Origin of the sequence: Caulobacter vibrioides, from assembly GCF_002858865.1 — a bacterium.
GTDB classification, from domain to species: Bacteria; Pseudomonadota; Alphaproteobacteria; order Caulobacterales; family Caulobacteraceae; genus Caulobacter; species Caulobacter vibrioides.
The window spans coordinates 160744-185944 of sequence record NZ_PJRR01000014.1; the positions used below are offsets into that span (position 1 = coordinate 160744).

General features: G+C 66.2%; 16 protein-coding genes and 1 pseudogene. 6 read left to right on the forward strand and 11 right to left on the reverse strand.

What is annotated here, in order from left to right:
• The first annotated feature begins 14 nt into the window (after positions 1–14).
• Genes yfcC through CVUC_RS10560 form a run of 3 tightly spaced genes read left to right on the forward strand, consistent with a single transcriptional unit; the run spans position 15 to position 3603 of the window.
• A complete protein-coding gene (gene yfcC / locus CVUC_RS10550; protein ID WP_096032473.1) occupies positions 15–1502 on the forward strand; it encodes a putative basic amino acid antiporter YfcC in 1488 nt (495 codons plus the stop codon).
• Positions 1427–2722, forward strand: coding sequence for a cyanophycinase (locus tag CVUC_RS10555; protein ID WP_236849605.1), 1296 nt, complete (start codon positions 1427–1429; stop codon positions 2720–2722). Before yfcC ends, CVUC_RS10555 begins: the two co-directional genes overlap by 76 nt.
• A complete protein-coding gene (locus tag CVUC_RS10560) occupies positions 2719–3603 on the forward strand; it encodes an isoaspartyl peptidase/L-asparaginase family protein (protein ID WP_096032471.1) in 885 nt (294 codons plus the stop codon). Before CVUC_RS10555 ends, CVUC_RS10560 begins: the two co-directional genes overlap by 4 nt.
• A 479-nt stretch (positions 3604–4082) precedes the next feature.
• On the opposite strand, the gene CVUC_RS10565 is transcribed toward CVUC_RS10560, so the two are convergent.
• The 5 genes from CVUC_RS10565 to CVUC_RS10585 form a co-directional block, all read right to left on the reverse strand.
• Positions 4083–5555 (reverse strand): serine hydrolase domain-containing protein, encoded by a 1473-nt coding sequence (locus CVUC_RS10565; protein ID WP_096032470.1) that lies wholly within the window; start codon positions 5553–5555, stop codon positions 4083–4085.
• Between the two features lie 311 nt (positions 5556–5866).
• The gene (locus CVUC_RS10570; RefSeq protein WP_096032469.1) at positions 5867–8470 is read right to left on the reverse strand and encodes a GH92 family glycosyl hydrolase; all 2604 of its coding nucleotides are present in this window, start codon (positions 8468–8470) and stop codon (positions 5867–5869) included.
• 12 nt (positions 8471–8482) lie between these two features.
• Complete coding sequence (locus CVUC_RS10575; RefSeq protein WP_096032468.1) at positions 8483–9529, reverse strand: LacI family DNA-binding transcriptional regulator; 1047 nt, start codon at positions 9527–9529, stop codon at positions 8483–8485.
• 83 nt (positions 9530–9612) lie between these two features.
• A complete protein-coding gene (locus CVUC_RS10580; RefSeq protein WP_010918459.1) occupies positions 9613–11196 on the reverse strand; it encodes a rhamnogalacturonidase in 1584 nt (527 codons plus the stop codon).
• 131 nt (positions 11197–11327) lie between these two features.
• Positions 11328–14321 (reverse strand): TonB-dependent receptor, encoded by a 2994-nt coding sequence (locus CVUC_RS10585; RefSeq protein WP_096032467.1) that lies wholly within the window; start codon positions 14319–14321, stop codon positions 11328–11330.
• Between the two features lie 254 nt (positions 14322–14575).
• On the opposite strand from CVUC_RS10585, the pseudogene CVUC_RS20830 reads away from it, so the two are divergent.
• Together CVUC_RS20830 and CVUC_RS10590 are read left to right on the forward strand one after the other, a co-directional pair.
• Positions 14576–14671, forward strand: a pseudogene (locus tag CVUC_RS20830) (hypothetical protein); the annotation flags it as partial.
• Between the two features lie 317 nt (positions 14672–14988).
• Positions 14989–15777, forward strand: coding sequence for a hypothetical protein (locus CVUC_RS10590; protein WP_096032466.1), 789 nt, complete (start codon positions 14989–14991; stop codon positions 15775–15777).
• 110 nt (positions 15778–15887) lie between these two features.
• Here the strand turns inward: CVUC_RS10590 and CVUC_RS10595 are convergent, their stop codons facing one another.
• From CVUC_RS10595 to CVUC_RS19865, 6 genes are read right to left on the reverse strand one after another with little or no spacing between them, the layout of a single operon-like run.
• Positions 15888–16769, reverse strand: coding sequence for an RDD family protein (locus CVUC_RS10595; protein ID WP_012640008.1), 882 nt, complete (start codon positions 16767–16769; stop codon positions 15888–15890).
• A complete protein-coding gene (locus tag CVUC_RS10600) occupies positions 16747–17745 on the reverse strand; it encodes a stage II sporulation protein M (protein WP_096032465.1) in 999 nt (332 codons plus the stop codon). The genes CVUC_RS10595 and CVUC_RS10600 overlap by 23 nt, the downstream gene beginning before the upstream one ends.
• The gene (locus tag CVUC_RS10605) at positions 17742–19055 is read right to left on the reverse strand and encodes a DUF58 domain-containing protein (RefSeq protein ID WP_096032464.1); all 1314 of its coding nucleotides are present in this window, start codon (positions 19053–19055) and stop codon (positions 17742–17744) included. The genes CVUC_RS10600 and CVUC_RS10605 overlap by 4 nt, the downstream gene beginning before the upstream one ends.
• Complete coding sequence (locus tag CVUC_RS10610; RefSeq protein WP_096032463.1) at positions 19052–20023, reverse strand: AAA family ATPase; 972 nt, start codon at positions 20021–20023, stop codon at positions 19052–19054. Before CVUC_RS10610 ends, CVUC_RS10605 begins: the two co-directional genes overlap by 4 nt.
• A complete protein-coding gene (locus CVUC_RS10615; RefSeq protein ID WP_096032462.1) occupies positions 20010–21239 on the reverse strand; it encodes a hypothetical protein in 1230 nt (409 codons plus the stop codon). The genes CVUC_RS10610 and CVUC_RS10615 overlap by 14 nt, the downstream gene beginning before the upstream one ends.
• Positions 21227–21853 carry a DUF4129 domain-containing protein gene (locus CVUC_RS19865; RefSeq protein WP_164468059.1) on the reverse strand — a complete coding sequence of 209 codons (627 nt, stop codon included), beginning with the start codon at positions 21851–21853 and terminating at the stop codon, positions 21227–21229. The genes CVUC_RS10615 and CVUC_RS19865 overlap by 13 nt, the downstream gene beginning before the upstream one ends.
• A 230-nt stretch (positions 21854–22083) precedes the next feature.
• Between CVUC_RS19865 and CVUC_RS10625 the strand changes: the two genes are divergently transcribed.
• Positions 22084–25014, forward strand: a complete 2931-nt coding sequence (locus tag CVUC_RS10625) for a TonB-dependent receptor (RefSeq protein WP_096032461.1) — start codon at positions 22084–22086, stop codon at positions 25012–25014.
• Positions 25015–25201 lie beyond the last annotated feature (187 nt).

Genomic DNA, 25201 nt, shown 5'->3' on the forward strand with positions numbered 1-25201 from the left:
TTTTGAGATTTCCCATGTCGTCCCCGACCTCAGATCCGCCGAAGGGTGCGCCGGGCAAGAGCAAGCTGCCCGACACCTTTCTGATTCTGCTGTTTCTGGCCCTGGCGGCCTTCGTGAGCACCTGGATCTTCACGCCCGGTCGCTACGCCTTGAGCGCTAAGGGACGCATCGATCCGACGTCGTTCGAGGCCGGCGCGGCGCCGCTACGCGCGCCGCTCTTTGGCCAGGACGGCGCCGTGGGCTTTTTGAACGTTCCGTTCGAGGGACTGGTCGCCGGCGACCGATCCTCCACGACGGTCGGGCTGATGGCCTTCATCCTCGTGATCGGCGGCGTGTTCGGCGTCCTGATGCGCACCGGCTCGATCGACCGGGTGCTGACCGCCCTGATCGGTCCGCCAGACAAGCTGGGGACAGTGCGTGGCGACCTCATGGTGATGGGCCTGTTCGTCGCCTTCTCGCTGGCGGGCGCCGTTTTCGGCATGAGCGAGGAAGCAATCGCCATCAGCCTCATCCTGACGCCGATCCTGGTGCGCAGCGGCTATGACTCCATCACCGGCATGCTGACCTGCTACGTGGCGACCCAGGTCGGCTTCGCCACCTCCTGGATGAACCCGTTCGGCTTGGTGATCGCGCAAAGCATCTCGGGTTTGCCCACCCTGTCGGGGATGAGCCTGCGCCTCGTCATGTGGGTGGTCTTCACCTTGGTCGGGGTGGCCTATCTTGGCTGGTACGCCCGCCGCGTGCGCCGCGATCCGACGCTTTCGGTCGCCTTCCAGTCCGACGCGCGCTGGCGCGACACCGCCTCGGTCGTCGACTCAACCGCCTTTCGGAAGGGCGACCTCGTGGTGTTGGCCTTGCTGCTGGCGACCGTCATCTGGGTCGCGTGGGGCGTCATCGCCAAGGGCTATTATCTCGCCGAGATCGCGGCGCAGTTCTTCGCGATGGGTCTGGCCGTTGGTCTGATCGCCTACGTTCTGAAACTGGGCCAGTCCGGCGCGAACGATCTGGTTCGAGCGTTCGGCGAAGGCGCCGCGCAGCTGGCGCCAGCGGCGCTCGTCGTCGGGATCGCCAAGGGCGTCTTGCTGATGATCGGCGGCGACAAGCCCGACCACTGGAGTCTGCTCAACAGTCTGCTTCACGCCATGGGCGGCCTGACGGCCTTACTGCCCGACTGGGCGACGGCCTTGGGCATGCTGGGCTTCCAGAGCGCGATCAACCTCGTCATCGTGTCGGGCTCCGGCCAGGCCGCCCTGACCATGCCCCTGATGGCTCCGCTGGCTGACCTAGCGGGCGTGTCTCGGCAAACGGCCGTGTTGGCGTTCCAACTGGGCGACGGGCTGACCAATATTGTCGCGCCGACCTCTGCGGCCCTGATGGGATGCCTAGCGGCCGGGCGCCTCGGCTTCTCCACCTGGATCACCTTCGTCTGGCGTCCGCTCGCGGGTCTCCTGCTGCTGGCGGCGGCCTTCATCCTGATCGCGCAGGGGCTGGGCTACCAATGAAGCGGCTGACGATGGGACTTGGTCTCGCCGTGCTGGCGGCGGGGCCGGCCTTGGCGGAGACCGGGCGCCTAGTGATCGCCGGCGGCGCGGTGGATCCGGCCAACGACGCGCTTTACGGCGCCTTTATCGCCGAGGCGGCGCGTCACGCCGCCGATCCTCGCGCGCCCCGCTTCGTGATCGTGCCCGCGGGCTCCGCCGAACCCAGCGGATCCGCCGAGGCGATGATCGGCCATCTTGTCCGACGGGGCGTGGCGCGTGAGGTGATCGCCGTCGCCGAGATCGCGATGGTCGACGATCCGGAGACGCCCGCAGTCGACGAATCACGATGGCGCGACGGCGCCAGCTTGGCCAGCGAGATCGCCAAGCTCTCGACCGCCGACGGGATCTGGTTCGTCGGCGGCGATCAGTCCCGGATCATCGCGACGCTGAAGACCCACCAGGGCGGCGATACGCCGTTCCTGGCGCGTCTGCGCGCGCGGTGGCGGACTGGTGCGGCGATCGGCGGGACCAGCGCTGGCGCTGCCATGATGAGTGGTCCGATGATCGTCGCAGGCGATAGTCCGGCCGCCCTCGTGTTGCCGGTGGGCGCAGCAGCGGGGCCGCTGGGCGAACCACTCTCCATGGGCCAGGGCTTGGGCTTCTTTTCGTTTGGGCTCGTCGATCAACATTTCGACCGTCGCAAACGCCTGGGGCGCTTGGCGCGCGCGCTGGGCGCCCTATCGCCGACCCAGCGGCTGGGCTTCGGCGTCGACGAGAACACCGCCATGGTGGTCGATGTCGATCGACACGCAGCCCGCGTGATCGGCGCCGGCGCGGTGACCGTGCTGGACGCCCGTAAGCCGGGCCGCCTGCGGCGTGAGCCCTACGCCTTGCGGAACGCGACGCTCACCATGCTCACCGATGGCGACGCGATCGATCTGCGGTCACTGCATGTGACGCCGTCCTCCGGAAAAGTGCTCGTCGCGACGCCATTGTCCGCGCGATCACGACCCGAGGCGCGGCTGGCTTCTGAGCTTCTCGCGCTGCCCGTTGGCGCCGCACACCGGCTGACTCAGCCGATCGGTGACCATGCGCGCGTCGACTTCAGCTTCGCGCGGGCGCGAGGCGCCAGGGTCTTCGTTGGCCCCGATCAGCCTGACCGATCGGGCGTCACGCTCATTGACGTGAAGCTTTCGATCACGTCGCACATCCAATCCAAAGAACCGCAGGGCCGACCATGACCGATGTCCCCTATGTAATCGCTCTGCATGGCGGGGCGGGCGTGATCCCGGGACGGGACTATGGTCGCGCGCTCGACCATCTTCGCGATCTTGCGGCGCGGATGTCATCCAAGCTCGCGGACGGGCTCGACGCGATCGACGCGGTCGAGATCGCCGTGACGGAAATGGAGGACAGCGGCCTCTATGTTGCTGGGCGCGGCTCGGCCCCGAACGCTGTGGGCGTGGTCGAAATGGATGCCTCGATCATGGACGGCGCGCGCCACCGCGCGGGGGCGGTCTGCGCCATACAGGGCGTCGCCAGTCCAGTGGGCGCGGCGCGCCAGGTGCTTGAGGCCACGCCGCACGTTCTCCTGGCCGGAGAAGGCGCCAGTCAGTTCGCGCGCGCGCGCGGCCTGCCGCTGATCGGGGATCCCGCAAACTTCTACCGCACGCCTGTCGGCCTCACTCAGGCCGACATCGACGCTGAGGCCGCCGCCTTGGCGCACGGCACGGTGGGCGCCGTGGCGCTCGACCGGCGGGGAGCCCTGGCCGCGGCGACGTCGACGGGCGGTGTCTTCGGAAAGCGGCCCGGACGAGTAGGCGACACCCCTCTGCCCGGCGCGGGCGTATGGGCTGACGGCGAAGTCGCCGTGTCCTGCACCGGGGTCGGCGAGTACTTCATTCTCGGCGCGACGGCCTATGACGTCGCCGCCCGCCTTCGCTACGCGGGACAATCCCTCGACCAAGCCTGCCAGGGCGCCATAGCCCGGATCGGCGAACTGGGCGGGGATGGTGGCCTGATCGCCGTGGACCGGCGCGGCCGTGTGAGCTTCCAGTTCAATTCACCGGGCCTGAAGCGCGCGGTGGCTGGCTGCGGGCGCCTCACGCAAGCGGTGGTTTAGCGGCAAATGCGACGTTCACAGATTCGGTGGCCTCGAGCTCGACGACGCGCTGGAAACATCCGAGCAGGCCGACCTCTAGGCGCCATCTCTAGTCGTTTTCGATTGCGCGACACCTCTGCCCGAACATCCTAGAGGTGCGCCAATGTCAGCCGCTGGCGCTGGGAGGCCGGATGACCTGCCGCTACAGGAACATTTCCGGCTTTCTTGGTTGGACGCTTACGCACCCGTCAGGGGATAAGTCGAGCGGTCTCAGCCTGCAGCGCAGCGGCTACGATAGCTCAGGTGTTCGTATGGCTATCTGAAGGTCGGAGCGCTCCCGCTGGGCACGTCGATCTGCCCTCCCCGCCCGCTTGCGGACCTTCCGAAAGTCAACCATCGCTTGCCGGGCCTGACGATTGCCGAACGGCGACGCCTGGCCTGGCGCCTGCCGAAAGGCGACGTTTGCCAGCGATGGACGCCCGCCCCTAGGATCTTGGCCTTCAGGGCTGCACAAGCTTGGCGATCATTTCGCGAGCGTGATCGTTACCGGGATTCAGCTCAAGGGAACGGCGATAGTTGGAAATCGCCGCCCCCTTGTCGCCAGTGGCCGCCAAGCCATCTCCGTAACTGTCGTAAGCATTGGCGCTAGCTGGGAAACTGGCGACGTTGAACGCGAACATCGCGCGTCCAGCGACGGGCCGCCCTGCCTCAATTAGGCGATAGCCCCAGCCATTCACATAGTCCTCAGTGAGGTGAAGTTCGGGGTAGCGCTGGCGGACAAGGGACACCGATGCGGCCACATCCGCGTAGTCGCTTTCTTCAAGCATCGCCTCTAGCGCCTTCAAACCTGCAGGTGGTCCAAACAGGGCTTCATGCACCGCCCGTGCAAGCTCTCCTAGGCGCCATTCCAAGCCCACGCGGTTGGCCAGGATGACGGAGCCATACCCCTTACCGGGATAGAATTCGCAGTAGCTGGAAAAGCCGTATGTGCTCCCGCTGTGGCTCAGATAGAGTTGACTGTCGGCCGTTTTGTTGACGAGCCAATGATAGCCAATCGCGCCGGTCTCCGGTGTGCCGAAGGTTGGCTCATGAGTGAGCGCAATGGCCGGGCTCGACGCCGCCAAATGGGCGTTGAGGTAACGCGCCATGTCGATCGCTGAATAGCGAAGGTTTCCTGCGCCGAGGCTTACCGCATCGATGGATGGCGGAGCCTCAAGCCCAGTTCCATCATAGCCTCGCGCCAGAATACTACGTGGCGGCTCGACGACGCCTGCCCCCATGCCAAAGGGCCGCTCGATGTAGCGCGCCAGCAAGGTCTGATAGGATTGTCCGTAAACGCGTTCGAGAACGACACGAAGAAGCTCGGACGCCACATTGGAATGCCTAGGCGTTCGACCAGGGACATCGACCAAGCTGGCGTTGCGAAGATCGATCATCAACTGATCGGTACTGTAGTTTGCCAGCATCTGAGCTGCGACCAACGCGGCCTCGGATGGCTTGGCGTTTGCAGCAGCAGTGCGCCAGTCAGGAATGTTATCCGGCAGCGCCGATGTTGTGTTGACGAGGTCGATCAGCCGAACCGGACGCCCGTCGCGCACGAGATTGTCATACCCTGCGGGCAGATGTTGCCGTACGTCGTCTGAGGCGACAAGCCGCCGCTCTTTTATGGCATGGGCCAAAAGAAGGCCGGTGAAAGTCTTGGAGATTGAGCCAATTTCAAAAACAGATCGCTCGCTAACCGGGGATCCGTCGCGCGCCATCAGACCGGCATTGTAGTGTCGCGTGCGGTTATCCTGGACGACGGCCACCGAGATGCCATCGGCCTGATGCTCTGTGACGATCTTTGCAACCAGGGCGTCGATAGGATCCGGTCGTGTTTGCGCTCGGACATCCCATGCAGTCAGCAGAGGTGTCGTGGATACGAGGGCCAGAAAACTGCGGCGCTGAAGGCCATCACCCGAGAACCGCATCATAGAAATCTTCCAGCCATGTTTCACCCCCCCATAAGGATCGCTTGGGGGATTTGCTAGGCCATTTGGTGGAAGGCATCAGGCCGCGTTCGAACGGCCGGCTCGATTTCCAGCACTACCGCGAGAAGCGCAAACAGTCCTCTCTCTTGGCGTGGGAAGTGCGCCATTTGCTGCCGTTGACTAACCTCTAGAAAGGCGACATTCGGCGGAGGTGTTCACGTCGCCTTTGCTACGTCCGATCGCTTCCACCTCGGCGCGGACGCGACCGGTGGTGAGTGGGGTAGAGGGCGCGGATTTCGGATACCTCCTCAACCTCAGAGCGGCGGCGCACCCGAGGTGGGCGCCGCACAGGACGCCCCCGCGATGAGCTCGACCTCGGAGACGCTCGCCTCACTGCCACCGTCCAGCACCCATCGCAGACGGGCGTATCGTCCCGGCGCCAGCGGGAAGGTCCGGGTCGCGTGGCGATGGTCGAACACCACCTTGCTCTGCTGGTCGACGCTCACCCAGACTCGCCCGTCATGGGCCTGCAGGGTCCAGTGCGAGGGATCGGCTTGGTCGGGGCCGACGCTGACAGAATAGGCGGCGATGCAGGCGGGCGCCTTGAGACTGAGGGTGACCGACTGGCCCGGCGCGGCGCGCCAACCCGTCGAGGTCTTGCCGTCGACAAGGCTGGGCTGATCGGCGCGCGCCGTCAGCACCGCGCCCGCATAGATCCACTGTCCCGGCTGATCGGACATCGACAGGGACAGAACGCCGCCGCCCAAGAGCTGGGCCTGCGAGACATAGGGCCCGGCCAAAGGTTTGCCGTTGAAGCTCGCGCTCGCGATGTAGGGACGGCTGGCTCCGGCTTTGGCCGCCAGGATCTCAAGCGTCTTGCCGTTCTCCAACTGGATCACGGTGCGACCATAGCGGGGCCCGTGCAGGTAGTAGAGATCGCTGCCCAGCTTCGGGAACAGCCCCAGGCTGTTGAAGACGAAGTTGGAGCTCATCGCGCCGGCGTCCTCATCGCCCGGATAGGCGTCCGCGGTGAAGTGCTTGACCACCTCCCCCGCCCAACGGGACGACAGATCCGCCCGTCCGATCGCGTGGAACAACCATGGCGTGGCGAACGACGGCTCGTTGGTGATGTCGATCAGGCCCGCATCGAGGGCGTGGTTCAGGCGCTCATTGAACCGAACGCGACCGCCCATCGCCTCGACCAGGCCCGGCAAGTCGTGCAGCACCCCATACGAATAGATCCAGGCCGTGCCCTCATAGTAGCCGACGTTGTTGTGGACCTTGCCGTCCCAGCCGAGCTTCGGGTCGATGTCCTGAAACTTTCCGTCGGCATAGCGCGGCATCAGAAAGCCTGAGAAGCCGTCGCTGGTCGCGTCAGGGTTCCAGATCTTGCGCCAGTTGGCCGAGCGCTCGGTCAGGATCTTGGCCTCGTCGGTCTGGCCGGCCTTGGCGGCGACCTGGGCGGCATAGAAGTCGTTCAGCGCGAAGCCCAGGGTCGAGGAGCCTGACTTGGCCCTCTGGTTGTTCGGCTCGGGGCTACGGTCGCCGACCGCGAAATAGCCGCTCTCCAGATAGCGCGGGCGGCGCCGCTCAAAAGCGTTGAAACGAGCGACCCGCCAGGCGTCGCGCCAGTTCACACCCTCGGCCCCGCGCAGCAGGGCCTCGCCCAGGACGTTGTCGACTTCATCCCCGCCCTGCCCGACATGATAGTTCTGGCCGCCGATGATCGCCGTATCCGCCGCCCCGAACTTGTCGAAGGTGTGGATCAGCGAATTGACATTGGCTGTGTAGAGGCTGGGCCGGAGCACCGATATCAGCGGGAACAGCGTCCGATAGGTGTCCCAGAGGGTGTAGTGCTCGTCCCAGTTCGGACGGCCAAGTCTTGCGGCCGGCTGGTCCAGCGAGCGGTCACGCGGGTGCGTCGAGGCGTGGTACAGCGCGCTGTAGAAGCGACGCTGTTGGCTTTCGGCCATTCCCTCCACGCGCACCTGACCCAAACGATCGTTCCAGGCGGCTTGGGTGTCGCGGCGAACCCGCTCGAAGTCCCAGTCAGGGATCTCGCGGTCCAGCAAGGCCTTGGCCATCTCGGCGCTGACAAAGGAGACGGCGATCTTCACCAGGAGGGGCTTGGTGGGCGTGGTCTTGAAGGTGAGCCAGGCGCCCAGCCGCTCATCCGACCCTGTGCGGCCCGACAGGGCGCCGTCCCTGCGTTCAGCCTTGTCGAAGACACCCCAGGCGGTCGGGTTCTGATCAAACTCGGCCACGAACCAGATGTCGATCAGGGCCGGGTTCCAGTAACCCTTGGCCTTGACGTGGCCAACGATACGCCCCTGCTCGGGGAACAGTTGGACATCGGCCTGTTCCGAAGCCACCAGCCCGCCGACCTTGCGGGTCACGTCCAGGACGACCTGCGCCTGGTCGGTCGTGGGATAGGTCAGCCGGTAGATGGCCGCGTAGTGCGCCGGCGTGATCTCCACCTTGGTGTCGTAGCGGGTGAGCCGGACTGAATAGGCGTCGGCCGCCAGGGTCTCATCGGCCTTGGGCGACAGATGGGCGGCTTCGTCGAAAACAGGCTCGCCGACCTGCGGCGACAACAGGAAGGTCCCGTAGGTGGTGACGCCACCGGATCCTTGCGAATGAAGCTGAGCAAAGCCGCTGATCGGTTCGGCCGGGTTGTAGCCGGCGTTACTGGCCTTCAGCGTGTCCGGCGACGGGTGGATCGATCCGTTTGGCCGGGTCGGCCCGGGAATGGTGTCGCCTTGATTATCGTCTCCCAAGCCGACGCGAAGGTCGGGAAGCTTGTAGAGCGCACGACCGGGCGCGGCTTGGGCTTGGTGAGCGGCCCCAAGAGCCAGAGCAAAGCCGACGACAAGGAGTTGGACTCGGAAACGCACGACAGGTCCCTTTCCCGGGTTCACGGTTGTTCTGGTTCAGTGTCTTGAGGTCAGCGGCGCGCTCAGCGCAGGCGACGCCATCAGGTGGACCGGCAAGGGAGGATGGCGTTCCATTTCCCGGTCCTGAATCAGATGCAGGATCCTGTCGACGGCGACACGCCCCATGGCCGCTGCAGGTTGGACGACGCAGATGTACGGCTCGGGGAAGAAGCGGGCCATCTCGGCCACACCGAAGAACATCAGCAGCACCTTGCCGATCGCCTCCGGCGCCAGGGCGCGCATTGCATCGGCCACCCCGACCGCCAGTGGGAATGAGGCGCAAAAGATCGCGTCAGGCCGCTCGGCTTGGGACCACAGGCGCTCGAACGCCTGATAGCCGTCGGCCTCGGCCAACCCGCCGGTGATGACCCAGTCGGGATTGATCGACAGGCCTGCCGCCCGCATGCCGGCCTCATAGCCAGCCCGGCGTTCACGCCCGATGTTGATCGCGTCATAGCCCGCCAGATGGGCGATGCGGGTGCGTCCGAGCGCAGCAGCGGCCAATACCGCGTCATGCGCGCCGCCCCGGTCGTCCATGGTCACGGCCTCGAACGATTGGAGGTCACACGGCGCGCGGTCGAAATAGACCAGCGGCACCCCTCGAGGGGCAAGCCAGCGATAGTCGCTGAGAAGCTCGTCGCGTCGCTCGCTGACAGAGACCAGAAGACCTTCCACCCGCATGGAGACAAAGGTTTCCACATGGCGACGCTCCACGGAGGGCTGTTCCTGAGAGACGCCGAAAAGAATCTCATAGCCCTGCTCGGCGGCCGCCTCTTGGATCGCACCCAGCGACTCCGCGAAGAACGCGTGGCGAATCTTGGGAACAACCACACCGAGGAGCTTGCTGCCCCCCTGGGCCTGAAGGGATCGGGCGAAGTGATTGGGCACGTAACCCATCTCCGCAGCGGCGCGTTTGACGCGCTCGACCGTCTCGGGCGCCATGTCAGCATGGCCCCTGAGCGCTTTGGAGACGCTCATGCTCGATAGGCCTAGCCTTTTGGCGATATCGATGAGTCGGACGTGGGCTTTCTTGCTTTGGATCACGGTCGCTCCCGAAACAGCGCGGAGCGGGCCGTTCTAGCGTCGATTGAGCCACTGCGGAGGTCCGGAAACGCCATCGGGGCTCACTAAAACGTCATCAACTTGGTATGAGGCACGCGCTTGTCCCGAACCGGCGAGCTTGTGCGGAGTTCGAAATCGCGGACTCCCTCCAAGTGGAAGCTGGACTTGCTGGGCGGCAGTTGCAGTCGCGACAGGCGCGCGCCGTCCACATTCTGCATCCACACGGCCGGGCGCGCGTCCGGCGTCAGGGTGCGCACCTCGATCCCGTCGAGCTCGACGTTGCGGGCGTGGCGCACGAAGAATCCCGTCGCGGGGAGGTCGCCGAACATGTTCGGCTCTGGATAACCAGCCTCGTTCTCGGGCGGGCGCAAGGCGGCCATGGCCGCATCGCCGCCGCCGACTTGCTCAAGAAAACACTGGCTGATCTTGATGTCCTCGACCGGGTGCCCATTGAGACCCGCGATGATCGAAGGCATCCGGTCACCGGCTGAAGAGGTGATGTTGCTGATCAGGATGCGCTTCAGCGTACCGATGGGCCGCCCCTCGGGGCCGCGCATACGCTTGCCCAGACGCATGAAGATCGGGGCCGTGGTCCCGCCATGCATCGTAATGTTGGTGATGGTGATGTCTTCAAGCGCGCCGCCGTCGACGGTCTCAAGCGCGATGCCTCGACATTTGTCGAACACGCAGTTGGTGATAGTGAAGTTCTTGAAGCCCCCATTGGACTCGGTGCCGAGCTTGATGCGGCCATGCGTCCCCTTCGGGGCGGGCATGAAGACCTGCCAGGTGCCGTCGAGCACGGATCCGATCCGATAGCGACCAGCCACGTAGCAATCCGAAATCGTGAGGTTCTCAGTAACGCGCGGATAGCCCAGCGCGTAGGAACTCTTCGGGCAGATCGCATCGTCCCAGGGCGAGTTGATGGTACAGCGGGTGATGCGCACGTTCCGGCAGCAGTCGATGTCCAGACCGTCGCGATTGGTGTCGATCAGCAGATTGTCGATGGTCAGGTTATCGACGCCGGTGGCCAACAGCGCGAACCACCCGCCCTGCAGCACCTTGAAGTCGCGCAACAGGACGTTGCGGCAGTTCTTGAGGGCGATCGACTTGTCCCCGACGCCGGGCTTGCCCGAGATCGGCATGTCCTTGTCATAGTCATGGCCGCGCCCCAGACCCTTGCCCCAGATCAGGCCGGGCCCTTCGATGACGATGTCGTTCAAGCCCTCGCCATGGATCAGGCTGTTGCGCCAGTGGCTGTGACCGAAATCCTGATAGGATGAGTAGGCGGGATCCATCGGCTCGGCGTGGTCATAGCCACCGCTTTCCATGCCTTCGATCGGTGTCGAGGCCGCGAGGATCGTGGCGCCCTGATCGAGATAGAGCCTGATCCGGCTCTTCAGGTGGATCGTGTAGCAGGCATAGGTTCCCGCCGGGACCAGCACCGTGCCCCCGCCCCGCTCGGCGGCGTAGGCGATGGCGCGATCGATGGCCGGAGAGTCGATGGTGACCCCGTCGCCCTTGGCTCCGAAGTCGCGAACATTGGCGACCGCCTCCGTGGGCGCGGCGTGCGTGCGGGACGCCGAGGCGCCCACGCCGAGGGCCAGCAGTCCGCCCAGCAACTGGCGACGATGGGGGGGCAAATGCAACATGAAGCCTCCGACGATCCGAGGGCCTCGGCGCGCGCCGACCGCCCTCCTCTATAGAAATCGCCCTCCTCTATGAAAAAGGCGACGGCCGATCCGGATAGACCGGCCGTCAAACTTCACAGGAGGGGTGAAGATCAGAACGCAGCGCGCGCGGTGAGGGTGATCGTACGTCCGTCGTAATTGGCCGTCCGCACCACATCCTCGTCGTTTTCGTACTCGAAGCGGATCGCGTCGGTCAGATTGTAAACATCGAGGCCCAGGCTGAACCGGTCCGAGACATTGTAGGAGGCGGCCAAGTCCAACTGACCGCGGGGCCTCACAGAGCGCGAACCACCCGTGAAGGTGCCGTTCGAGTTCAGATCGTAGGCCGAGCGGTAGTTGTAGACGAGGCGCACGCCATACTTCGGCGTCTCGTAGTAGCCGATCATGTTGACGTTGTGCTTGGAGATGCCGGGGAACGGCGCGATCGCGGCGCTCTTGGAGGTGGTGTAGGCGTAGTTGAAGCTGCCGCCGAAGTCCTTCCAGAAGCCCGGCAGGAAGTCGAGGTTCTGCTGGATGTTGAACTCCAGGCCGCGAACCTTGGTCGCCTTGTCCAGGTTGTAGGAGCCGGTCGCCCGGACCTGCAGCACGTTCGAGGAGGTCGATTGGCTGGACGTGCAGTAGGTTCCATCCCAGGCCAGCGTCCCCAGGCCCCAGGTGGAGCCGTCGGACGGGCAAAGGATCGCCGGATCGCTGGTGGTGACGATGCGGCCCGTGATGCTCTTCTCGAAAACGGCCAGCGAGATCAGGCCGTTGGGACGGTTGTACCACTCCAGCGACAGGTCCATCGACGTCGCCATGTAGGGCTTGAGCTTGTTGTTGCCGATCGTGATCGGCACATAGTTCACCGCCACGGCCGCCGAGGTCAGCGTGGTGTCCAGGGTCCTGGAGCCGATCTTGGTGATCGCCGAGAACTGGCGCGGGTGCGGCTTGACGTAGGTCTTGTAGTAGGCCCCGCGCAGCACGATGTCGTCCGTAACGTCAGCCGCGAAGATCGCCGACGGCAGGAAGAAGTCGTACTTGTTCTTGTAGGTGACCCAGCTGAAGCTGTTACGCGTACCGATGCCATCGGCTGGCGGGGTCTTCTGATCGAGCGCCTCGAGGGTGTTGTCGGTGTTCTCGTAGCGCACCCCGACATTGCCGCGCACCCGGTGACCGGCCAGTTCGGTGTCGTACTTGGCCATCACGTAGGCTTGGGTGTTGTCGTCGTCGCTGGTGTAGTTGCGCAGGGCGTAGTTGTCGTCCTGGTAGCGGATGTTGAAGCCCGTCGGCGACAGGCCGCCGCCCGAAGCGGTGTATTCGGTGACCGGGCGCACGGCGTCGAGGAAGGCGTCGAGATCGATCACCTGCCAGTTCTTGGTGTAGGCGCCGCCCTTGCCGCCGAAGAAGTCGTCGACATAAGGCGCCTGCTTGACCATGGCGCTGGTGATGTTCTGGGTCTGCAGGCCGAAGGCGTAAACGCGGTAGCCGGCGCTGGTGTAGCTGGCGCGTTCCAAGCGCGCACCGCCTTGGATGCTCTTGATGGGGCCAAGTTCGACAAAACGCTCGGCGTCGAACTGCGCCGTGTAGAGGCTGTTCTCGGCGTAGCTCTGCGTGCCCGTCAGCTGCAAGCGACGGGTCGCGGCCGCCCGGGTGGGCGAATTGTAGAGCGAGGTCGGGTCCGAGGCGCCCAACCAAGACCAAGAGGTTCCCGCCGGGATACCGGTCACCGGACTCGGCGTGATCGTGTAGGAATAGTCGCCAATATCGTCCCGACCAGTGCTCAGCGTGCCGCTGATCCCATTGCCGCCGGCGGTGATCAGGGTGTTGGCGTCCACCTGGGTTTCGACCGACGAGTTCTTGCCGCCCGAGGCCGTCAGAACACCGGCCAAGCGCCAGTTTTCGTTGCTCCAGTCGATATTGGCCATCACGCCCCGCGACGCCTGGTGCTGGGAGTTGAGGCGCGACGACATCAGCGCGTCGGGGTTCGTGAACGAGATCTGGTCGTAGACGTAGCGACCGTCGGAAACCTTGAACGGCGTGCCGACGGGCGTGATGATCGAGCCGGCGTTGAGACCGTTGATCATCAGGTCCTGGCGCGTCTTCGGCAGGTCCCGATCGGTATAGTAGCCAATCAGGCCCATCTTGGTCTGATCGTTAGGCTTCCACTCCAGTCCGCCTGAGGCCGACCAAGTCTCGCCCTTGTTCATCCGCGCATATTGGCGGGTCTGCGAGTTGAAATACAGACCGCTCGTGCCCTTGGTTCCCGTCGCGCCGGCCACATAGCTGCAGAAGGCCGAGCTGCCCGTCGTGCAGGGCGTCGACGAGTAGTACTCTCCATATTTAGCCACGAAGTTCGCAGCGCTCAGGCCGGTATAGGCCGGCGTTAGGACGGCGTAGTTGTTGATCAGAATGCTATCGCGGCGGAAATTCTCCTTTCTGTAGGCCAGCGTCCCGAAGGCGGCCAAACTTGAGGAGAAGACCTTGTTGTAGCTGACCGTGACGGCGGGCGCCCCTAGATCACCGAGCGTGTTGTACTCATAGGCCGCCTTCATCGAGCCGCCCTCTCGACGCGAAAGCGCCGGTGCGATCTGCAAATCGACATTGCCGCTGAGGCCGCCCGTCTGGGCGTTGGCCATGGGCGACTTCTGGATCACGAACGCCGAAAAGATGTCGGAGTTGAAAGCGCCGAGCGGCGAGCCCTGATTGTCGCGGAGTAGCGGCGGCTCGGCGAAGGCCTGACCATTGAGCGTCATGCGAGCGTACTCGCCAGGCATGCCCCGCAGGTTAATCGTCGCGTCGCGCCCCTCGGCTTCACGATTGATTTGAACGCCGGGCACGCGCTGAAGGGCCTCGCCGACGTTCAGGTCGGGGAAGCGCCCCAAGCCGTCTGAAGAGATGCCGTCGGTGATCTCGATGGCGTTCTTCTTGGCGCGAACCGCGTTGGCGTAGCTCTGCTTGAAGCCCGTGACGACCACGGCCTCAAGGGTGTCGCCGGCGGCCGGCGACTTGGCCTCTTGGGCCTGGCTCACGGCCGGAAGTCCCGCGATGACGGTGGCTGATAGCAGCGCGATCTTCAGGACGCGCGACGAAGCGATCTTGGAATTCATCTGTTCCTCCCCCGATGGCCCGTCGCATTCATGCGCGACTTATTGGCCTGACCTCTTTAACGTTAACTCCTGCGGGCCTGTCAATACACTCTAGGTCGAGACCGTTCCCTCCGTGCGTGGAGTGGCGCTGAATCGGTGTTTCCGACCCTGCTCAGATGCCCCCCACGATTGGTCAGGCCAAAAGGTTGTGTGTGGGGGGCGGTTCACAATGACACCCGCTAGACGCCTTCAAGCCGTATGGAGCGCTCTGGGACGCCGACACCGTCGCCAAGCCCTACGGCCGCTTCCTGCCGAAAGATAAGGCCGCCTCGGCCGCGAAGATCCTGAATAGGGCCTGGGAGGACGCATGACCCGCGCATCTCTGGCCAGCCTACGGCGAAGGCGTCGCCGAAGCGCTGGCCAGACTTGGACGGCCGACCACCTGAACGAAACAGGAGGCGTTTCCTGTACTCGCCAACTTCTTCAGAGGTTCAGGCGCTGTCGACCCTGGGCCAGCGCTGGATGGTCCCTACGGTTTGTGGATCGCGCCGGGCGAGATGAACGCTATCCCGGCGCCGTCGCGCTCAATTGACGCCCGACGACGTTAAAGCGTCCCGCCGGTCGCGCTGAGCGTTGCTAAAGGTCAAGGTCGTATTCTAGTGTCGCTCAATCGAGGAGCGAGATCCACATGACGACCCTGGAAGCCACCGGCGGCGCCTTCGAGCTGGGCCGGGTGATGCAGCGGACCTTCAAGGTCATCGGCGACAACCTTGGCCTGTTCGCGATCAGCGGCCTGGCGTTGATCGCCCTGCCCGTCTTCGCGGCGAGCGTAGTCGGCTTCCTCTATCCGGAGCCCTGGGTCATCGGCCTGGCCGGCGTGGCGGGCGGGATCGTGGCCTTTGTCGGCAGCCTGATGATGCAGGGCGTCGTCGTTCACAGCGCCATCTCGGGTCTCAACGGCCGAAAGATCCGGTTGGGCGAAGCCCTCGGGGTGGGCGCGCGCAAGGCCCTGCCCTTGCTCGGCCTTGGCATTCTGCAGAGTCTCGGCTTCGCGCTGGGGTTCCTTCTTCTGATCGTGCCGGGCCTGATGCTGATGACGGCCTGGTCCGTCGCCGCGCCCGTCCTGGTGATGGAAAAGCGCAGCATCGAGGCCAGCTTCGGCCGCAGCGGCGACCTGACGCGCGGGCACCGCTGGAGTATTTTCGGGCTTCTGGTGATCTATTTCGTGCTGGCCATGATCATCAGCGCCGCCGTGCAGGGCCTGGCGGCTGCGGCGGGCGTGACCACGGCCCAGAGCGGTTTCATGACCACCACCCAGGCGCCCTCGCTCGTGGCGCTGGCCGCCGTCCTGGTCAGCGCCTTGAGCACCGCCGTCCAGGGCGTGATCTCGGCCGCCGGCGCGGCGGCGATCTATTATGAACTGCGCACCGGCAAGGAAGGCGCCGCGCCAGACCAGCTGGCGGCGGTGTTCGATTAGAGCTCACGACCTGACCGCGTCAGGCCGCAAGCTCTAATCTTCTGTTTTGGCGCATTTTTCTTCACGCGAACCGGAACCACTTCGCTCGAAAAATGCTCTGACGCTCCAGCTCAGACGTCGTGCTTGTCGCGGCGTCGCACGCCCATCAAGAGCCGCGCCTCCAGCCGCTTGCGCAGGGCCGCGTAGTAGGCGCTGAGGAAGTCGTGATCGTCGTCGATCGCGCCGTGGGTCCAGTCGATCTTGCGCGCGATGCGGGCGGCGACGGCCCGCATGGTCTTGCGGTCGCGCTGACGCAGCACGTCTTCCAGAACGTGCAGCTCCTTGGCGCCGTAGGCGTCGATCTGGGCCTGGGTGAAGTCGTAGCGCGCCAAGCGCTCGGCGCCGTCATCGGCCATGTCGCGCACAAGGCTCTGCTTGGGCGTGCGCACCACCCAGGTGCCACCGACCAGATCCCCCACCCGCAGGCGATCGGCGTTAAACAGCGGGAAGAACACGAAGATCCCCGCCCAGATGAAGCCCAGCAGAATCGCCCAGCTCTCGACGCCGCCGTCGCCCTGGGGCGCGGGCAGGATGCTGAGCGGCAGGAACACCTCCAGTTCGCGCATGGCGTTGCGGGCGAAGATGGCGGCGGGACGCAGGCGGCCGCCGTCGCGGGCGGCCACACGCAGGCCCATGGCGCGCTTGCCCGGCGTCGCCGCCGCCGCCGACAGCTCAAACCCGACAAAGTAGAAGTTGCGCAGCAGGAAGAAGCCGAGCAGCCAGATCACCGCCATCATCTCGGCGCCGCCGCGGCCCATCGCGCCGATCGCGCCGATCCCGAGCAGGCCCAGCAGCAGCGTCGCGGCGACCAGCACGCCGATGATGATCGCCGCGTCCAGCAGGAAGGCGCCGGCCCGCTGGCCGGCCTCGCCCAGCTCCAGCCGCAGATCGACGCCCTCGGGCGTGACGAAGGCGCGGGTCAGTTTTCCCTCAGCCATGGCGGCGCGGTCCATAGAAATAGAGACCCCACATCAGGGCGGTCGCCGCCGCCACGCCGTAGCGCGCCGCCGTGTCGGTGATCAGCTGCCGGCCGAAGCCTTCGAGCAGGCCGGCCAGGAACAGCATCACCACCACCCCGCCCATCACCGTGGCGGCGTGGCGACCCGCCTCGGCGAGGGCGTCGAGGCGACGCCGCTCGCCGGGAAAGGCCGCGGCCCAGCCGATCCTGAGCCCCGCCGCGCCGGCCAGGATCACCGCGAACAGCTCGGTGACGCCATGGATCAGCAGCCAGCCGCCGAGCTCGATTCCCAGGCCTCGGCTGGCGAACAGAGCCAGGAACGCCCCCAGCATCGCGCCGTTGTAGAGCACCAACCCTGCGGTCGGAACGCAGAGCGCAAAGCCCAGAGCGAAGGCCAGAAGCGCGACCTGGGCGTTGTGGGTGAACAGGAAGGTGGCGAAGACGGTCAGCCCGCTCGCGTCCTTGCCGCCCAGGGTGGCCGCCAGCGCCTCGGTCGTGGCGGCCGGATCGCGTCCCCCCGCCAGTTCGCGGGGCACGAAGGCGTAGAACCAGTCCGGATCGTGCCCGACGAGCCAGGCGGCGATCATCACGCCCAGCGCCATGAGGGCCGCGCTGACCAGGGTTTCGCGCCACAGTCCCCGCACGGCCGCCGGCCAGCCGCCCGCGAAAAAGCCTTTGAGTTGACCCCACAGGGTCTCGCGCGAGCCGTAGACGAAGAAATAGGCGCGCGCGCACAGGGTCTCCAGATAGGCGATCAGCGCCCGGTCCAGCGAGGTGGCGCGGGCGACCGACAGCGCCGACAGCGCAGAGCGGTACAGGACGGGCGCGGCCAGCAGGTCTTCGTCGGACAGATCGGCGATCGAGCCCTTCTCGACCTTGCCGATCAGCCGTTCCAGGCGCCGCCAGTCGGCCTCGCGCTCCTGGCGGAAGCGCTGGCTCTTGAGGCGCGGATCAACCTTGATGTCGATCACAGCAGCTCCCTCCGCATCAGGTCGACATAGGCGTTGATCAGCGCCGGACCGATCCGGGCGGCCGGCGCCTCGACGATATGGGCGCCCAGCCGACGAAGGCGGGCGATCACGACCTCACGCTCGCGCATCAGGCCGGCGGCGACGACCGCGCGGGTGACATCGGCCGGTTCGACCGGGTCGGCGGCGACCATGGCCTCGAGCTCCGCGTCCTGCATGACCACGAACAGCACCAGATGCCGCGACAGGAGCCTGGCCGAGGCTTCGATCATCAGCTCGGCGGCCGTCGGATCAGTGAAGTCGGTGAACACCACCACCAGCGACCGCCGCCTCAGTTTGGCGGCCAGATGGCTGAGCGCCAGGGTGTAGTTGGTCTCCTCGGTCGAATAGTCGATCCGCGCGGCGGCCTGCTGCAACTGACCAAAGGCGTCGGCCCCGCCGACCACGCCCGTCAGCAGGCGCGGCGCGGAGTCGAAGGCGAAGAAACCCGCCCGGTCCCCCGAGCGCAGACAGGCCAGCGCCAGCAGCAGGGCTGCGTGGATCGCCCGATCGATGCGCGGCGCCCCGCCGACGGGCTCGCACATGGCCCGCCCGCAATCGATCGCCATCACGACCTGGTGGTTGCGCTCGGTACGGAACTCCTTGGCCAGCAACTGCATATGCCGGGCCGACTGTTTCCAGTCGATCGCGCGCCGGTCCATGCCGAGCCTGAACTCGCGCAACGCCTCGAACTCCGAACCCTCGCCGCGCTCGATCTGGGTCTTGGCGCCGATCGCCGCGTCGCGGGCCAGCATCTTCACGGCCTCCTCGCGGACGCCCGCCAGATCGGTTCCGACCACCGCCTCGACGTCGAGGTCGAAGGCCTTCTGCTTCCAGGCCAGACCAAGGGGGCCGGTCCAGCGCACCCAGAGCCGGGCGAGCTTGCCGCTCCCACGCCGCTCCGGCGTCAGGGGAAAGGCGAAACTCGCCACGCCCGCCTCGACCTCGACATCGACGAAGGCCGTCTCCAGCCCGAGCCGTTCGTCGGCCTCCAGCGCCGCGAACGCGCGCGGGGGCGTGCGCGCCGGCGCGAAGTTCGCGACGAACTGCGCCTGACCGCCGCGCGCCACGGAAAAGATCCGCGTCTCGGTCGGCTCCAGCGTCAGCCCCCCGCGCGAGGCGGCCGACAGGGCGTCCACCACCAAGAAGAGCGCGACAAGGCCGATCCACGCCAAGCCCGTCAGCCAGCCGGCCGGGGCCAGCACGCCGACCAGCAGCGCCGGCGGCAGACCGGCGGCCATGGCGATGACGGCGCGGCGGGTGGGATAGATCACCGGGGCGCCGCCACCCGCTCGATCAGGCCCTTGAGAACCTGATCGATCTTGCGGCCCTCGATCTCGGCGGCCGCCGACAGGATCAGGCGATGGCGCAGGGCCGGAACCGCCAGGGCCTTCACATCGTCGGGCACCACATAGTCGCGGCCGTCCAGCACGGCGGCGGCGCGGGCGGCTACGGCCAGCATGGCCCCGGCGCGCGGCGAGGCGCCGCTCTCGATGTCGGTGGAATCGCGGGTCGCCCGCACCAGATCGACGATGTAGCCGACCACCTCATCGGTCAGCCGCGCCTCGGCGACGGTGGCGACGGCCGCATCGATGGCCGCGCGATCCAGAACCGGCTCCACCCCGAAGGCGGCCGGGTCCATCTGGCCGGTGCGCTGACCATGGCCCACCACGATCGCCCGCTCCTGTTCGATGCTGGGATAGTTCAGCACGTGCTTGAACAGAAAGCGGTCCAGCTGAGCCTCCGGCAGCGGATAGGTGCCCTGCTGCTCGATGGGGTTCTGGGTCGCCACCACCGTGAAGCGGCGGCTGAGCGGGTGGGAGACGCCGTCGATCGTCACCTGCCGCTCCTGCATGGCCTCCAGCAGGGCCGCCTGGGTCTTGGGCGGCGTGCGGTTGATCTCGTCGGCCAGCAGCAGCTCGCAGAACACCGGACCGCGCGTCAGGGTGAAGGTCGAGGTCTGGAAGTTGAACAGATTGGCCCCGATCACGTCGCCGGGCGTCAGGTCGGGGGTGAACTGGATGCGGCCATAGTCGAGGGCGACGCTGCGGGCGAAGCTCTGGGCCAGCAGTGTCTTGGCCGTCCCGGGCGGGCCTTCCAGCAGAACGTGGCCGCCGGCGAACAGGGCCACCAGCAGCAGATTCACCGCCTCGTCCTGACCGACAACGGCCTTGGCGATCTCGGCTCGGATCCGCCCGGCCAGCACGCCCACGTCACCGACGTTCATCCTATTGCCGTCCACGGATCAGCTCCTGCTTCCAAAGGTGTAGGTCGCGCGCCACCTGCATCATGTCCGAGGCGGTGGCGGCGCGGGCGCGCTCGGCGAGCGCGGTGAAGGTGCTGGACGCGCCCACAGTGACGCTGACGCGGTCGAGGAACGCGTCCAGGGCGGGATCATCCATGCCGCGCGGCGCGCCGATGGCGCGGGCGGCCGAGGTCCGGATCAATTGGGCGTACAGCGGCGTCATGCGCGCCTCGCGCCCCGCCAGGCGGATAAGACCGGCGGTGTTGTCGGCCAGCGCCAGCTTGCCCAGCGCCACGGCGCGGCGCGGCTTGAGCGCGGGGCCAAAGCGCACGCCGGCCTGCAGCCCCGCCAACACCGCCAGCGCGACAAGCACCAGGGTCGCGCCGACCAGCGGCGGCTCCAGCAGCAGGCGCAGCAGGCTGCGCGCGCGGGCGAAGCCGTGCAGCGTCGCATCGAACACCATCGGGGTGTCCTCGGCGTGGATCAGGTCCAGCAGCGCCACGGCGGTCCGCGCGCCTTCGAGCGTCTTCAGCGCGGTCGTGTTCAAAAGGTCCGGCTCCGCCAGGACATAGGTCTGGCTTTCGGTGTGCATGGCCAGGACCATGCGACCGTCCTGGTCTTTCAGCACCGGCGTCCAGCCCTTTCCCTCCAGGCTGCGCGGCGCGCGGACCGAGGGCTGGAGGCCGAAGAGCTGTCCATTGGGACGGTAAAGGCGCAGGGGTCCGACCTCCGGCGGGGGCGCGCGAAGCGTCAGGCCCTTGCGCAGGTCGGCGGGGAGCACCGCCAGACTGGCCTTGTCGTTGACGATCCGTGTGGCCAACGCCCAACCCTTGCGGTTCGGATCCGGCATCGTCGCCCATTTGGGCAACACGATCAGCCGCGGCCCGGGGTGATCGAAGTCGTCGAGATTCACCGCGCCGGCGCCCAGGGCCGGGGTCAGCACCAGCAGGCCGTCCTCCGCCGAAGCCGGCAGCGGCCCCCGCCCGACCAGCGCGCCGCGTCCTGACGCCTGCAGCAGACGCACCGTCGCCGCATAGCCCACCGAGGAACGCGACAGGGCGTGCGCGCCCCCGTCGTCGCCCTTCTTCAGCTCGGGCGCATAGGCCGACAGCACGCCAAGACCTGCGAAGCTGACCACCCCCACCAGCACGATGACGATCATCGCCATCGGCGAGAACGCGCCCGATGCGCCCCGCCGGCTCATCGCGCCCACCCTTCGGGCAGGGCGAAGGCTTCGTAGGCCGCGCGGCAGGCGGCGAAGTCTTCGGCGTCCACGGGCCGGCCGCCGAACAGACCCCGCTCGACGACGCCGGCGATTCCGGCGAAGGCCGGCCGCGCGACCTCCGGCAGGGCGGGCAGCAAGGCGATTTCCCGCGCGGTGTAGGACACCCGCAGAGCCTTGGGGCGATGCTTCTGGATGTCCTCGACGCTGCGCAGCAGAAGCAGGTGGGCCGCCTCCAGGAAGCGTCCGTCTGCGGCCAGTTGATCGGCGGCCAGGAGCAGGTCGCGGGCCGCTGCGGCGTCCGGTCTCCAGGCGGGGTCGGCCGCGAGCCTAGGCCCCTCCGCCCGAGCGGGCGGCGCCTTCGCCCGGATGATCTCCCGAACGATCGCGAAGATGATCAGCAGGGTCAGCGCCGCAAGGCCGATCCAGAAAACGACCTTGAGCATCGGCGCGGCGGCCTTCAGGACCTCGCCCACCCAAGCCAGCCAACCGGGGACCTTGGGCGGCGAGAACACAGCATGCTCGAACTGAAAACCGCCCTCGCGCGCCAGACGCTCATGCGCCGACGCGACCGAGTCATCGGCCGTCTGCCCCGAAACCCTCACGCCCCCGTTTACCGCCTCGACTCGCGATCAAGGCCCCACGCCCCCCGCAACAGAGACATCATCCGCTCAACCCTTGGGCGTGACAAGCCCCTTTACGTCCGCGCCGGCGGCCAGGAAGCACCCGATCGCCCAGCGCTGGGTGGTGGCGCCCCTTGGCGCGGACAGGCGGGCGAAAGATGAAAGATTTATAAAGTTTCAGCGGGTCTGCCGTCGCGCTGCGTCCCTTACCGATGAGGCCATTTTTCCGGCCCATCATCGGGGATAGCTTGAACATGCAACCGTCTTCCTTGAAGCAGGCGCTGCTCTTCACGGCCGCAGGCCTGAGCCTGCTTGCTACACCAGCGTTTGCGGCGTCGGACGCCGACACGCCCATCGCCACGGCGGACTCGTCGACCGTCAGCGAAGTCGTCGTCGCCGGTCAGCGCCGCAGCCAGGCGCGCGCACTTCAGGAGCAGCGCGACAGCCTGACCGTCGCCAACATCGTCTCGGCCGAGGAACTGCAAGCCCAACCGACCGCCAACCTCGCCGACCTGCTGTCGCGTTTGCCGGGCCTGTCGTCCGCAGTGGACCAGTCGCGCAACCAGGCCGGCACCGGCGAGGCGCAGTACGTGACCATCCGTGGTCTGGACAGCGCCTGGAACGCCTATTCGATGAACGGCGTGCGCCTGGCTCAGACCGACTCCAAGGCCCGCACCATCTCGATGAACCTGCTGTCGCCGTTCGCCCTGTCGTTCGTGCGGGTCGACAAGGCGCCGACCGCCGAGATGGACGGCGACGCCCTGGCCGGCACGGTCGATTTCCGCACCGCCACGGGCTTCGACTTCGCGTCCAACTACAACCGTTTCCGCCTGCAGGGCCAGCTGGCCGACCGCGCCATCCAGCGCGACGTTGACGGTCTGGGCTACACGACCCAGCTGGAAATGGCCCGCACGTTCGGCGACGCCGAGCAGTTCGCCGTCTATGGCAACCTCTACTATCAGGACAAGGACAACGCCGGCGAGTCGCGCGCGGTCCAGCAGGACTATGTGAAGAAGGACTCCACGGCGCCGGGCCTGATCCGCGACCAGGGCGCCAATCTCTACGCCCGCGGCCCGCAGTGGAACTTCTACCGCAACAGCGTGAAGCGTCAGGGCGCCACCCTGTCGCTGGACTACAAGACCGACGCCCAGAGCCTGTATGGCCGCTTCACCCACGGCGAGTTCAAGCTGCTGACCAGCATGGATCAGTCGTCGGCGCGCCTGGGTCTGGCCACCGCCCCCAGCGGCTCCAAGGAACTGGTCGACTTCCTCACCTCCGTGCGGCCGTCCTCGGCCTGGCAGACGGCCGGCGACAGCGACCCCAAGAACATCAGCCTGTATGGCGCGATCCCCGGCCAGTACAGCCGCACCGAGCACTCGACCCAGACCCTGACCACCGCCCTCATCGGCGGCGAGACCAAGCGCAACGCGTTCACTCTGGACTACGCCGTGTCGTACTCGAAGGGGCGCACCGAGTATCCGTTCCGGATGCAGGCCGGCTTCTACGCCTTCCCGTTCATCGGTACGCCCGACCAGGGCGGCAAGGCCGTGGTTCCGCTGATCACCGACATCTCCAACCCCAAGGATCCGCGCGCGGTGCTCACGCCGGAGGGCCTGCGCTATATCAGCCGCACCGACATCACGCGCCAGTGGTACGTGACCTACGGCTATGAGTACGCCGAAGAGTCCAAGACCGACCTCAAGGCCAATCTGGCCTGGGACATCGAGCATCCGATCGTCAAGTCGATCAAGGGCGGCGTGAAGTACGAGACGGCGGATCGTGAGTCGAACGACGTCGGCACCGGCGATGAGAACCGCTTCTACTTCTACAAGAAGGACGCCAGCGGCAACTGGACGGCCAACAGCGCCCTGCTGGGCAACGGCAGCCATCGCTGGGCCAACCAGGGCGAGTTCCTGTTCGACCTGCCGGGCAAGACCCTGACCAGCTTCATGATGGGCGGGTTGCAGGTGCCGATGCGCCTTGTCGATCCGGACTACCTGAAGAACCAGGCCTACAAATACGCCGCCACCATTCCGTGGACGGATGAAGTTCTGAAGCGGAACCTGCTTTCGGGCGAGGAGACCCGCGCCTCGGCCTATGTCCAGTCCACCCTGACCTTCGGTGACACCCTGACCGTGGTGCCGGGCGTGCGTTACGAGGACAACAACTTCAAGGGCTCCTACTGGCGTCCGGAGAGCGTCAAGGGCGCGGACGGCAAGACCACCTCGGCGCGGGTTCAAGCCTCGTCGGATCGCGGCATGGGCATCGTCCTGCCCAGCGTGATCGCCACCTGGCGGCCGACCGACGAGATCGTGGTGCGTGGTGCGGTGCGCCGCGCCTATACCCGCCCGGCCTTCGACCAGATGATCGGCGCCACCAGCATCTCCAAGGACGCCGACGGCAAGATCATCGCTATCAGCATCGCCAACCCGGACCTGCAGCCGGTCACCGGCATCAACTACGACTTCAGCGTCGAAAAGTACGGCGAAGACGGCCAGTACCTGATGGCCTCGATCTACTACAAGGACCTGAAGAACGTGATGTTCGTCTCGGGTTCGACCAACACCGGCTCGGACTTCAACGTCTGGACGGGCGACGTGATCAAGGACGCCGGCGGCGCCGAGATCAGCCGTCTCGACAACGCCAAGAACGGTTCGGTGCTGGGTATTGAACTGGGCCTGCGCCAGCGCTTCACGACCCTGCCGGGCTTCTGGAACGGCTTTGGCGTCAGCGGCAACGTGACCTTCCAGAAGACCGAGGCTGACATCCGCGTCGGCAATCTGGGCAAGAACCTCAGCCGGCGCCTGATCAACGCCCCGGACAGCATCGTCAACGCCTCGCTGTTCTACAACAAGCACGGCGTGCGGGCCGAGCTGGCCTATAGCCGCGTGGGGATGATCTACAAGGACGTGCGCACGGACAACGACGACACCTGGGTCCAGCCGATGCGTCGCCTGAACTTCAACGCCAACTACCAGCTGCCGCACGGCTGGCAGATCGGCATGGCGGTCGAGAACATCCTCAACGACCAGTCCTACTGGGCGACCCAAGGCAAGGCCGAAACCCTGCTCTCGCACGACCGCAAGGGCGGCTATGTCGAGACGGGCCGCACCTACATGATCAACACGTCCTGGACGTTCTGATCCTTCCTCTCCCCTAAGGCGCCGCCTCCCCCCTCGCGGCGCCTCCACCTTTGAGGCCGGAGCCTCCGGGTCTCCGGCCTCGCTTTTTCGCGGACAACAGCTTGTTCGCCCCAGGGCCTTTGGCATCGAAACGGGATCGTTTCGATGCGATAAAAGGCGCTAAATCATAGAGTTAGAGCGTGACTGA

Coding starts and splice junctions, on each gene's coding strand:
- CVUC_RS10585 (WP_096032467.1), bottom strand. CDS start 14,321: ATGAATTCCAAGATCGCTTCGTCGCGCGTCCTGAAGATCGCGCTGCTA.
- CVUC_RS10625 (WP_096032461.1), top strand. CDS start 22,084: ATGAGGCCATTTTTCCGGCCCATCATCGGGGATAGCTTGAACATGCAA.
- yfcC (WP_096032473.1), top strand. CDS start 15: ATGTCGTCCCCGACCTCAGATCCGCCGAAGGGTGCGCCGGGCAAGAGC.
- CVUC_RS10590 (WP_096032466.1), top strand. CDS start 14,989: ATGACGACCCTGGAAGCCACCGGCGGCGCCTTCGAGCTGGGCCGGGTG.
- CVUC_RS10560 (WP_096032471.1), top strand. CDS start 2,719: ATGACCGATGTCCCCTATGTAATCGCTCTGCATGGCGGGGCGGGCGTG.
- CVUC_RS10565 (WP_096032470.1), bottom strand. CDS start 5,555: ATGATGCGGTTCTCGGGTGATGGCCTTCAGCGCCGCAGTTTTCTGGCC.
- CVUC_RS10580 (WP_010918459.1), bottom strand. CDS start 11,196: ATGTTGCATTTGCCCCCCCATCGTCGCCAGTTGCTGGGCGGACTGCTG.
- CVUC_RS10595 (WP_012640008.1), bottom strand. CDS start 16,769: ATGGACCGCGCCGCCATGGCTGAGGGAAAACTGACCCGCGCCTTCGTC.